The 11,312-nt window shown below is 60.1% G+C and carries 10 protein-coding genes; all 10 read right to left on the reverse strand.

The window, feature by feature from the left end:
- The 10 genes from LOKVESSMR4R_RS15385 to LOKVESSMR4R_RS15430 are packed head-to-tail and all read right to left on the reverse strand — an operon-like array spanning position 1 to position 11,312.
- Positions 1–918 carry a type VI secretion system-associated FHA domain protein gene (locus LOKVESSMR4R_RS15385; protein WP_157898243.1) on the reverse strand — a complete coding sequence of 306 codons (918 nt, stop codon included), beginning with the start codon at positions 916–918 and terminating at the stop codon, positions 1–3.
- Positions 915–1,655 carry a substrate-binding periplasmic protein gene (locus LOKVESSMR4R_RS15390; RefSeq protein ID WP_157898244.1) on the reverse strand — a complete coding sequence of 247 codons (741 nt, stop codon included), beginning with the start codon at positions 1,653–1,655 and terminating at the stop codon, positions 915–917. Before LOKVESSMR4R_RS15390 ends, LOKVESSMR4R_RS15385 begins: the two co-directional genes overlap by 4 nt.
- Positions 1,642–4,191: a type VI secretion system ATPase TssH gene (gene tssH / locus LOKVESSMR4R_RS15395; protein ID WP_087210279.1), complete on the reverse strand. Its 2,550-nt coding sequence runs from the start codon at positions 4,189–4,191 to the stop codon at positions 1,642–1,644. Before tssH ends, LOKVESSMR4R_RS15390 begins: the two co-directional genes overlap by 14 nt.
- Entirely contained in the window at positions 4,191–5,168 is a 978-nt protein-coding gene (locus LOKVESSMR4R_RS15400) for a type VI secretion system baseplate subunit TssG (RefSeq protein ID WP_087210281.1), read from the reverse strand. The genes tssH and LOKVESSMR4R_RS15400 overlap by 1 nt, the downstream gene beginning before the upstream one ends.
- Positions 5,165–6,949: a type VI secretion system baseplate subunit TssF gene (locus tag LOKVESSMR4R_RS15405; RefSeq protein WP_087210284.1), complete on the reverse strand. Its 1,785-nt coding sequence runs from the start codon at positions 6,947–6,949 to the stop codon at positions 5,165–5,167. Before LOKVESSMR4R_RS15405 ends, LOKVESSMR4R_RS15400 begins: the two co-directional genes overlap by 4 nt.
- A complete protein-coding gene (locus LOKVESSMR4R_RS15410; protein WP_087210287.1) occupies positions 6,946–7,353 on the reverse strand; it encodes a hypothetical protein in 408 nt (135 codons plus the stop codon). Before LOKVESSMR4R_RS15410 ends, LOKVESSMR4R_RS15405 begins: the two co-directional genes overlap by 4 nt.
- Complete coding sequence (locus tag LOKVESSMR4R_RS15415) at positions 7,350–8,756, reverse strand: type VI secretion system contractile sheath domain-containing protein (protein ID WP_087210290.1); 1,407 nt, start codon at positions 8,754–8,756, stop codon at positions 7,350–7,352. Before LOKVESSMR4R_RS15415 ends, LOKVESSMR4R_RS15410 begins: the two co-directional genes overlap by 4 nt.
- 9 nt (positions 8,757–8,765) lie before the next feature.
- On the reverse strand, positions 8,766–10,244 hold the full coding sequence (tssC, locus tag LOKVESSMR4R_RS15420) for a type VI secretion system contractile sheath large subunit (RefSeq protein WP_087210293.1): 1,479 nt from the start codon (positions 10,242–10,244) through the stop codon (positions 8,766–8,768).
- A complete protein-coding gene (gene tssB, locus LOKVESSMR4R_RS15425) occupies positions 10,241–10,747 on the reverse strand; it encodes a type VI secretion system contractile sheath small subunit (RefSeq protein WP_087210296.1) in 507 nt (168 codons plus the stop codon). The genes tssC and tssB overlap by 4 nt, the downstream gene beginning before the upstream one ends.
- 40 nt (positions 10,748–10,787) lie before the next feature.
- Positions 10,788–11,312 (reverse strand): type VI secretion system tube protein Hcp, encoded by a 525-nt coding sequence (locus LOKVESSMR4R_RS15430; protein ID WP_087210298.1) that lies wholly within the window; start codon positions 11,310–11,312, stop codon positions 10,788–10,790.

The following is an 11,312-nucleotide window of genomic DNA, read 5'->3' on the forward strand; positions in this document are numbered from 1 at the left end:
TCATTTCCTTCGTATCTCCTCGGCCAGGATGGCGCGAAAGGTGCGTCCGTAGTCGCCGTTCTCGCGGCGGCGGCGGAATTGTTTGTGAAACAGGCTCCAATAGCGGTGCTTGCGGCGTGCGAATGGACCAAGGAAATCACGATATTCCTTTTCCAGCTCGGCCGGGTCGAACTGATCCAGAAAACGTGCCACGGCGCGGTCGATTGCCCCTGACAATTCCTCCCGCTCGAGCGCCGCCGACCTGGGGTCCTGCGCGGCTGTCGCGGTCAGCCCCATCGGCACAAACTGCCCGCCCCCCGCGACACTGCTGTCGGGAAAACCCATCCGAGACACGATTGGCGCCGCATCCATCGGCGCATAAGGGGCAGGTTTGTCTGCCTGTGCTTCGGAAACCGGCGTATCACGCAGACCGGGGCCATCCTCGAACGGGTCGAAAAGCAGATCAGCCTCTAGCGCCTTGATATCGCCCCCAAAGGGTTCCTCTGCCTCTTCTCCCGGCTGGGCTGTCATGTCATCCACGACTTCGAGCGGGGACAATGACATCGGCCGCATCTCGGGCTTCGGTGCAGGTGCTGGTTCGACGACCGGCGCGGATGGGCGGGAGGTGACACTGATCAACAGCCGGTACCCCGCGAATTCCACAACATCCCCATCGGCCACCGGTCGTCCGCCCTGCTGATGGATCGACGTGCCGTTCAGCATGGTGCCATTGCGCGACAGGTCAGTGACGCGATAGCCGGTAAAGGGTGCCCCGTCGATTTGCAGGTGGCGGCGCGACAGGGTGGAGGAGCTGTCAGGCAGACTAAGATCACAGTCGAAATCCCGCCCGATGACGAAGGGACAAGACGGCACCGCAATCTCGCGGCGCGGCAAGATCTCGCCCTCGGGCAGAGACAATATTTGCAGGCTGACGCTCATGTTTCCTGCCTCATGCATTGGGCAAGGCGGGTATTGAAATCTGCGATAAAGGACGGGCGCGCCGCATCGAACTGATGCGAAAAGTGAACGCTCATAGCGTTCGTATCGTAGGGGATCGCCCGGAAATCGGCGGGGTCGAGCCCGCGTTTGCGCATGTAATATTCGAAGATCAGATCGTATTCCAAGGCGACATCAATATCACCGTTGACCAGCATGCTCAGCAGGCTGTCGGCATCGCGCGGTTTCATCACCACGTTGAAACCTTCGCGATGCAGGAACAACCATTTGCTTGTCGCAAATTTGGCCGAATAGCGCGCCGACAGCCGGCCAGCGGGATCGGCCGGATCGATCGATGCGCCGCGCCGCATGTACCAGATCAGAGATTCCGAAACCACCGGTGCCGATGCAATGGAAAACCTCTCGCGTGCGGAATTTGGTGAGCCGACGAAAAAGCCGTCCATATCCCCGTTTTCCGTCATCAATTGCGCGGTCGACCAATCCATCATATGCAGTTCATAGGGCTGGCCCATAGCGTCGAGCGCGCAGCGCACACGCTGCACGGCAATCCCCGACATCTCGCCGTTTTCGATCATCTGGTAAGGCGGCAAAAGCTGCGTTGCGAGCCGGATCGGCGCCCTGTCCTGCCCATGAACCGGGCTACCATGAAGGGCATAAACCAGCATTGCAAAAAGCGCCGCGATGCGCAGATCGGTTTTCACCGTATCAAGCCAAGTCAATGCGCAGCTCCTTTCCATCGTGGTCGACGTTGATCTGCGTCAGCGGGTCACCGGTGATGGCCATGGCAATGCACCGTTCGGCCAGGCGGGGCAAAAGCTGACGGTTGATGATCGCCTCCAAGGCGCGGCCACCACTCAGCACATCCGTATTGCAGCGGACGACATGATCGACGAAACCGCTGCTCCACTCGAAACCCGCGCCATATTGGGCGGCAATCCGCGCGCGGATCCGGCGCATCTGGATGCCGACCAACTGCCGGCTCGCCGCATCATCAAGCGGGCGATATGCGATAACCTCGGTCCGGCCAAGGAAAGCGGGGCTGAAGAAATCCAGCAATATGGGCCGCAGGTGATGCGCCAATGTCTCGGCATCAGGCGGATTGTCCTGCGCATCCACAAAACTGCGGATATCCTCGCCACCAGCATTGGCGGTCATAATGATGATGGTATTGCGAAAATCGACCTCGTTGCCTTCAGAGTCGCTGATATGGCCTTTGTCAAAAATCTGGAAAAAGATGTCGTGGATCGCCGGATGGGCCTTTTCCATCTCGTCCAAAAGCAACACGGAATAGGGGCGGCGGCGCACGGCCTCTGTCAGCACGCCACCCTTGCCATAGCCGACATATCCCGCCGCGGCGCCCAACAGCATCGACGTCTTATGCGCGTCCTTGAACTCGGTCATATTGATGGTGGTGATCGCATCTTCGCCGCCAAAGACCTGTTCGGCAATCGCAAGCGCCGTTTCGGTCTTGCCGACACCAGAGGGACCACACATCAGGAAAACGCCAATCGGCTTGCGCGTATCGGTCAACCCCGCGCGGCTGATCTTGAGCGAGCGTGCGATGGCCTCCACAGCGCTATCCTGACCGATAATCCGGGATTTCAGCGCCTCATCCAGACGCAATAGCCGGTCCGCCTCGCTGCGTTCAAGATTGTTCAGCGGCACGCCTGTCCAGTCCGAAACAACGGCTGCAATCGAGGCTGCGCTGACCCATGGAAAGACATATTCAGAGGTTTCCGGCAGCGCAGGCGACGGTTCGGCATCTGCTGGCTTGTCCTGCCCCAGATGCGCAGCGACCTGATCGCGTTCAGCAGCCCAGCGCTGTGTTGCCTGATCCAACGCGTCGCGCAGCACGTCAACGCGGGCGTCAAGCGCGGCAACATCCACCGTGACCTTGCCAAAGCGGTTGCCGTCCTCGCGGGTCTGATCGCGTTCTGCTTCGGCAAATCGCATCCGTTCTTCCAGCGCATCAAGCGCAGAGGGCCGCGCCGTTTGTGACAGGGCCACACGGGCGCAGGCGGTATCAAGCACGCTGATCGCCTTGTCGGGCAGACGGCGTGCGGGCATGTAACGCGTGGACAGATCGACCGCCGCGCACAGCGCCTCTTGCTGGATCAGCACGCCGTGATGGGCGGCCAGCCCCTCTGATACACGTCGCAAAATATGCACAGCGGCTTCGGCTGTCGGCTCTTCCACGGTGATCGGCTGAAACCGGCGCGACAGGGCGGGGTCTTTTTCGAAATATTTCTTGTATTCTGCAAAGGTGGTCGCCGCAATCGTGCGGAATTCGCCCCGCGCAAGCGCGGGCTTAAGCAAATTGGCCGCGTCATTCTGGCCTTCGGTGCCCCCTGCGCCGATCATGGTATGCGCCTCGTCGATGAACATCAGGATCGGCCTGTCAGAAGATTGCACTTCTTTCAGCACGTTCTTGAGGCGGTCCTCGAACTCGCCCTTGACGCTGGCACCGGCCTGTAAAAGCCCCATGTCCAAGCTCAGAAGCTCGGCTTCGGCAAGCGCCTGCGGCACCTCTCCGGCCACGATCTTTTGGGCCAGCCCCTCGACGATGGCGGTCTTGCCGACGCCGGGTTGACCCAACAGGATCGGATTGTTCTGACGCTTGCGCAGCAGCACGTCGATCGCCTTGGCGACCTCATCAGTCCGACCGACCACAGCGTCCAGCGCACCGCTACGGGCAAGCTCGGTCAGATTGACCGTATATTTGCCCAGCGCGCCCTCGCCGACCGCACCTGCCGCAGACGCGACATCAGAGCGGGCGGCACCCGGCCCAGCGGCCAGATTGACACCCCGCGCGCGGGCAAAATCGCGCATGGCCTCGCCAGACACGGATGCCAGCGCCTGATAGCTTTCGTTTCTCAGACCGGCAGCATTGGGCTGCATTGCCGCCAGCAACAGGGTTTCGGGAAGGATCGCTGTCTGTTCCAGCTCGACGGATGCGATCAACCAAGCGGCTTCTAGAAGTTTGACCACATTGCCCGAGATCGTGGGCCGGTCCGTCGGGCTGCCAGACCCGCGCGGCATTCGGCTTTCGATCTCGGCTTCAAGCGCCGTCAGGGTGACGCCCTGCCCCTCAAGAAAGGCTTGCAGCGCATCATCGGCGCCAAAAAGACTATGAAACAGCCAATGCGCGGGTTCGACAGTCGCGCTGCGTCGTTTCATGGCCTCGCCGACCGCATTCTCCAGCGCGTCCTTGAGCCTTGGCGAAAGTTTTCCGACCAGTCGTGTCAATTGCACCATCAGGAATGGCCTCCGCTGTATGGGGTTGGTGAGAAATCGAGTTTGAGCCGGGCCGTCGCCTGTGGCCGCGTCGCTGGTTCAAGGCATCCATGCTGTCCCAAGCGCAGTGCCTGCGCGCGATCGCGCGACAGGCGCGGCCGCGCAAGCTGGTCTCTTGGCAGGCGGGCGAAATAGCTGACAGGCACCGGGTCGCGCAGAAACAGCCGGGTCAGCGTCGGCACCGCGCCAAGCCGACCCTGCCGCGCGCGCAATCCTGCCAGATCCTCGGCGTCGTTGCAGATGATCTCGATCTCCAGTCGCCCCGATGCAGGCACGGCACGCCGCCCGACAACCACGCCGCCCCCCAAGACGTTGCCAAGGCCCGCCGACCGCGAAATCCGCAGCCTGCAATCGGGATCAAGGTGATATTTGTGGTTAAAGCGGGGGATGATGGATACCTCGCGCGCGATCAACCAGCTCAGGACGCGGCGCAATGTTTCTAGGTTCTGGCTGCGCAGGACAAGGGCCAACAGGGCTGGCAAAAGCTGCGCGCCCGCCGCCCGCTCATCTGCGTTGACGCCGATCAGCCGGGCGATCCCGTCTTTGATAATGCCGGGGTGGGCCGCCTTCGCATCAGCCTCTGACACAAGGATTGCGCGCTGTCCGGCCCCAAGCCAAAGCTGCAACAGACGCCGGTCAAACACGCCCAGAAAGTCATGTAACCCGGCTTCATCCGCGTTCATCTCGGCCTGCAATGCCTCGATCAGGTAATCCGGAAGCGAGCCATCCAGCGAACGCAGAAGATTGGCGACAAAACGTCGTTCATGCTTGACGCCGTCGCGCGACACGATGCCCCGGTGATTGCCCGCAAGTTGGCTGCCATGCCCGAACGGATCGGAGCTGCCTTCATCGATCAGGCGACGAAATGCGTCCAGACCGATGCGCAAGCCCTGCACCGGATCAAGATCGACAAGGTTCTGCACATGCCCGGCAGTCATGATACCATCTGGCTCCCATGGCGACGGGGTGGGGCGAAAAACGGATGATCCGCCCCGTTTTCCCGCATCTGGATCTGCACAAACCGGTCATGGCTGACAAAGCTGGATAGGAAATCTGCAATGACATGGCCAAAAACGGTCGCAGGGACCGACAAGTAATCCGGGTTGATCACGATATCGACCCAAATGCCCGACGCGATCAGGTTTTGCCCATCCAGACGGATAGGGGCAAAGCGACGCGCGAGATTGACGGCGACAATCGCCTTGGCATCGGACGCATAGCCTGTCGGCGCGCAAAGATGCAGGCTGTCTCGCAGCACGCGCGCAGGATCGTCTTCGGACAAAAGCGCATTGAAATTGCCGCCAATCAGGGCCACGAGATCCCACCGGCGATTGCTGTCCAGCCGCGCGGGCACGGCAGGGCTTGGTTCCTCTAGCACCGCGAAATCGGCATCGGCCAGATCGTCATTGTCGATCCGCACTCGTTCGCCGGGACGCAAGCGCATCGCCGCAGCGCCATTCGAACACAAAAGCTGGGCCACTAGATCAAGGCCTGTGTCGGTCAGGCCGTCATCTTCGGGAATGGACAGGCTGATGTCGCGCCTTGCGGGATCAGGCTCGCCGCTGAACATCCGCTCCTGCCATACCGGCCCCTGCGCGCCCGCGACACCGACGGGGGCTGCAAGTTCGGGCAAGATCGTTTCGCCATCCGGGGTCAGGCGCGTCACAGAGCGCAGCCGCAATATCTCTGGTCGCGCGCCCTGCCCGCGCGGCACCCGGACCGGCATCCGGTCACGCGCGAAACTGTAATGCTGCGGTTCGGACATCGTCTCGAACAGGTTCAGACATGGCAGAGCGTTCAACACGATATCGCCCGGTTCGACCCGGCGGATATGTTCCATCCCGCGCCGCCCCAAGAAAATGCGAAACTCCGCTGTCCCCGCCTCAAGCAGCTGGGCACCACGCGCCAGTTGACCAAGCCGAAATGCATAGGCCTGATCGGGATAGGCCAGGAAATCGTGCAATTGCTCCATGCCTTGCGGCTGTGAAAAGAACTGCGGCAAAAAGCCGTTATGCCCGCCCGCCATCACGCGCCCCAGCGCATCTGCCCCCAGCAGGACACCGGCCGAGGATGACCCGGTTGCCGCAACGGCGACACCTTTGACATCAGCGGCCAGCGCCTCGGCAATGCGGCGCCGGTGGCTGGTCTGACGCGGCAGGTAGAATTCAAGCTTGCGGCCAAGCGACTGCGCCAAGCTCCGCCCAGGATCCTTGCTGCGCACTTCAAGGATCAATGCGCCTTCGACCTTGTCCACCCCCGGCGGCACAGCATGCGACAAGGGAACGGTTTCCATGCGCAGACCGGTCAGGACAAGTGGCGCCAATTCGACGGTGCGGGCCAGCGTATAGACACAGCTTACCTGCGCGTCATGCATGAAAGGCACCCGCGTCCCTGCCGCCAAAGTCACGGGATCATCTGGCAGATCGGCATCAGAGGCAGGCACAAGACAGATGTGGCTGGGCGCGCCCAACAGCAGGCTTGGCGCGACGGTCCGCAACAGATCAAGCGCGATATCGCCATTCGCATCCTCCATCTGTTTTTGCAGCCGCGCAGCGACATAGGCAAAACCGTCGGAAAGACGCTGAAGGTCAGGATCGCGGCTGCGCCCGGCGGACAGACCAAGCGCGCGGGCCTTCTCTGGATTGGCTGCTTCGAACTCCGCAAGCGAGCGACGCATCAGATCAAGCTCGGCCTCGTAATATTGTAAGAAGCTACTCATGCGCCCGGCTTCTCGACAAATTGGTTGAGCAAGGACAACCGAGTCTCAAATGAAAACGGCTCGATCCGCCGCCGATCACGCATCTGCGCACGCAGGCGAAAAGTGACCTCATTACGTTCCGCAACCTCGATCACATCAATGTCGTTGATCGCGTCGAAACGGGGTTCAAATAGCCTTAGCCTTTCACGAAAGGACAGACGCATCGTATCCTCACGACCAAGATCACCGCGCACCCAAGTCATACTTGTTCCATGCGACAGATTGCTTGACCGCACCTGTGCAAGCCCCTCGGGGATCGCGGCATCTGGGCTGATGGATTGCAGCAGAATGCTGACATTGCCCGCAATCTGTGCGGCCTCTTCGTCGTCCGAGCGACCGAGGAAAACGGCGGCAAAGGCACTCATGCCGGCCTCCGGCTGTCCGAGCGGAAATCGGTGGTGAACGAGATGTCACCGAGCAGATTGTCGACCTGATATTGCGGGCGGATGTCGATGGCGCAGATGAATCTGGCTCCATCGCCGGCCCCCTCCTGCACCACTTGCGCCCGCGCGCTGCGCAGCGGATATCGCGCCAGAATCTCGGGGGAACCATCTGCGACATTCGCGCAATATTGTTCCAGCCAATTGTTCAGGATGACCTCGCATTCCGAGGCCGACTTGATCTGGCCGATCAGACCACGGATCAATACCTTGAGGTAATGCACCATCCGGCAGGCGATCAGCACCGACTGGATCTGTGTCAGAACCTCGCAGGCCGTCGCGCCCCCGCATGCGGTGACAGACCGGTTGCCCACAAAATAGAGATCATGCGACTTCAGGCTTTCGCAAAGCGGAATCAAACCTTGTTCCGACAGAAACTGGCCGGTGCTGCGCGTCAGGCGCAGACGCGCCACAGCCACGCGGCTGGACCCGGCGGGTATTGGCGTCCGGGCCAAGGATACCACCGCGCCCTCGCCCGCCCCATTGCCGACCATTTTGAGAAAACCAAACCAGGCACAGCGCCGGTATTCAGCGATGATCGTGCAGAGAAAAGCGATGCCGCCCTGCCCCCAGACGCCGCTGCCGCTGGACGGCCATTGATGAAAGGGGAAACCCGCATCACAATCTTCATAACGTCCCCGCAACAGGACTTCGGGCCAAGCGATGCCCAGAAACCGCGCATTGGCATGATGCCGCAGCATATGCCAGCTGCGGTAATCATCGCCCGTCAAAATACTGGCAATGCGGCGATAGTTGGTCACCCAGGCCGCATCGTTTTCTCCAAAGAAATCGGGCGCAAGACCGAGGATCACCGGGCAGGCCGCAGCGGCCCCAAGATCGCAAAACAATTGCGCGGTGTGGAAATCATCATATTCATTGTCGATCGACAGGCTCAGCCCATGATCGACAAACAGCACGCCGAACGGCTCTCCGCCGGGCGTGTCCAATTCGCGCATCACGATATTGCGGTAAGACACCGAGCGTCGGCTATCCAGACCCGACTGCAGATCGCGCGACAGTTCCGACCATGTCTGATCAAACATCTTGACCCGTATATCCGCACTGCCCGCGCTGGCGGCCACCACCAGTTCTGTCCCCCTCCAGGCTGCCTCTAGCGCCTTGAAGCGCGGATGCTCCAGCAGCACGTTCAGCTGCGCGGCCAGACAGGTATCAATCCCCAGGATCATACGCCCAAGCAGCAGGCGCAGATCGGCGGGGTCGTCACACAGACGACGCAGAGCCGCGGCAATCGCTGCCGCGGTTTCGCCCGGTGCATTGGTCTGATGACCACCCACCGGGCTGCCGGTCTGCGCGTCAAACGCGTGCATCTGCTGTGATCACCCCGGTATCTTCGTGACCATCCGAACCGAGGTGGTCAGCTCTTCGAGCTGCAACCAGGGGCGCAGATGCGCCACCGCCGAATACGATCCGGGACGGCCCGGCTGTTCGACCACTTGAATCCGGCTTTCGGCCAGCGGGGTGCGTGACCGCTCTTCATTCCCGACGGCACCAGAATTCGTATACTGGTCGATCCAAGCTTGCAGATTACGCTGGATATCAGTCGCTTCGAGGTTGGAACCCAGCTGGTCGCGGCCCATCACCTTCAGGAAATGGGCGATCCGGCTGGACGCCATGATATAGGGCAGACGCGCCGAAATCGCGGCATTTTCTGTTGCCGAAGCATCGGTATAGGCCTTGGGCCGTTGGGCCGTCTGACTGCCGATGAACACACCAAAGTTGGTGTTTTTGTAATGCACCAGCGGTAGGAAACCCAAGTCGCTGAGCTCTTTCTCGCGCTCATCGGTCAGATTTACCTCGATCGGGCAATGCTGTTGGATGTCGCCGGCGTCCGACTTGTACACAAGGTTTGGCAGGTTCTCGACCTTGCCGCCGTTTTCCAGCCCACGGATCGCGGTGCACCAGCCGAAGGCCGTGAAGGCCTGGTTCATCTTCAACGCCATCTCATAGGCCGCGTTTGACCAGACCAGCTGTGCATTCGCCTTTGGCCGCTGATTGCCTTCGGCATCGGTATCAAGCTCTGCGAAATTGAAGCTCTCCGCCTTGAGGCCATTCGCGCCATAAGGCAGACGCGCCAGCGTGCTGGGCAGCGTCAGCGTGACATAGCGGGCCTCGTCGGTGTCGCGGAACGCATTCCAGGCCGCATATTGCGGGCTGTCGAAACCGGCCGCCACGGGGCGTCCCTCGGCAAAGGACTCGAAACTTTTATAGTCGAACATTTCAGGACCAGCCGCCGCAACCAAAGGCGCATGGCAGGCCGCCGCAGTTTCGCCCATATAGGTCAGCAGCGCGACATCTTCGTCGCCATAGCCAAAATAGTAATCCCCGATCAGCAGACCATAAGGTTCACCACCTGCCGTCCCGAACTCGTTTTGATACAACGCATCGAACAGCGGGCTGCGGTCGACAGCCGGCGCATCCTCGAATTGTTCCAGCAGTTCTGTTTTGCTGAAATCCACCAGCCTGATTTTCTGGCCAGCGCCAAGCTCGCTTTCCTTCACGACCTTTTGCAATCCACGCCAGGACCCTTCAAGGCTGCGGAACTTGGCGTCCTGAATAACAGCTGACATCTGTCTGGACATCAGCACGTCGATTTGGGCGACCGCTTTATGGATGGTTTCGCCGACGTTTTTGTCCCAGGTCATCGTGCCTTGCATGGCCTCGGAGACCAGAACAGACAGTAATTCGCGTGTTGTATCTTGTGGGGTCGTCGCGGTTGCGGCAAGCGCCTGGTCCAGCAGGCTCTGCTCTGTGGCCGTCGCGCCATTGGCGCCTTGTATTTCCATATCGGACATCATTCGCCCTCCTTGTCAGACTGAACACCCAGTTCGTCACCAAGCGCCTTGATGGCGTCTTCGTCCTGCAGGATGTCCTTCAAAAGCTTCTCTAAATCGCGTGAACGATCCGCTTTGGCCAAAAGCGTCATCAGCTGTTCGCGCTTCTTGGCCAACTGCCTGAGTGGCTCTACTTTCGCGACGATCGCATCGGGTTCAAAATCCTTCATCGAGCGGAATTCCAGATCAACCTCGAATTCCGAGCCATCATCCTGAAGCCGGTTCGGCACCTTGTATGTCAGGCGCGGTGCGACGCGTGACATGACCTGCCCAAAGTTATCTTTGTCCACCTGATAGAAGGTGCGCTCTTCTAGCGGTTCCCGATCCTGCCGGTCGGCCGAATAATTGCCAATCATGCCGATGACGAAAGGCAATTCCTTTTTCTCAGAGGCGCCATTCGTCTCGACATCATAGGTAATGCTGACGCGGTTCTTTCGAACCCGCTTGTGTTGTGCGTTCAAAGCCATTTGTAAGTTTCCTTTTTCAAGTGCCGTGCAATCCGGTTAATCATGGCAATTTGGCCTTCGAGACCAGTTGCGCGGTCTTCAGGTCGAATTTGATCGTGTCGCCCTTCTCGATCTTGCCGCCTTCATCCTCGGTGTAATGCGTGATCGAAAATGCAGTGTAGGCGATGGTGAAGTTTTCCTGCGCCGTCGCCTGTTCGCAGCTGATCGAATAGGAATTCGGGCGCGCCTCTTCGAGGGTCAGGATCATCGATGGCACTTCGCCCGCGCCGTCACGATCCGCCTTGGTGATCAAAAACTCAACCGTTTTGCCGTCACCGGTGGGGGCAAAGAAGAAGGTTTCGATGAACGGCGATGCCCCGTCGGCTGATCGGCTGACAGACACATCCGACAGCGAGACCTGGCCGGTCTCGGCACCCGAAGCTGCGCCGACCTGCACCGAGACCGGCCGCGATGTTGCCCAATTGATTGACGAAACGGGGATCAGCCCCTTTTTCTTTCCGACTTCTTTCAGGGTCGCAGACCCTTTGATTTCATCAAGTTTGTCGATCTTCATATAAATTGCCAT

This window comes from Yoonia vestfoldensis (assembly GCF_002158905.1).
GTDB lineage: Bacteria > Pseudomonadota > Alphaproteobacteria > Rhodobacterales > Rhodobacteraceae > Yoonia > Yoonia vestfoldensis_B.